At 59.2% G+C, this 255-nt stretch carries 1 protein-coding gene; it reads right to left on the bottom strand.

Features of this window, described 5'->3' with window-relative positions; all coding sequences use genetic code 11:
• The coding region (locus tag M6G53_RS25310) for an ATP-binding protein (protein ID WP_253335300.1) at positions 1-255 on the bottom strand (255 nt) is incomplete at both ends.

Raw genomic sequence — 255 nt, 5'->3', positions numbered from 1 at the left:
CCATCGCGCACTTATAGGCCAGAGCGGCAGCAATATGACTCTTGCCCACGCCCGATGGCCCCAGCAACACGATGTTCTCCTGACGTTCTATGAACGCCAGGCCACCCAGCTCCTGGATCTGCGCTCGCGGTGCACCGCTGGCAAACTTAAAGTCGAACTGCTCCAGCGTCTTGACCGCAGGCAAACCGGAAAGGCGAAGCAGCGTCTGACGCCGTCGTTCGTCCCGACTGTCAACTTCGAGCTTCAGAAGTTGCT

The organism is Serratia nevei, from assembly GCF_024160145.1.
GTDB lineage: Bacteria > Pseudomonadota > Gammaproteobacteria > Enterobacterales > Enterobacteriaceae > Serratia > Serratia nevei_A.
Note: the sequence above shows the minus strand (reverse complement) of the source record. Positions and strands in the feature narration are given on the sequence as shown.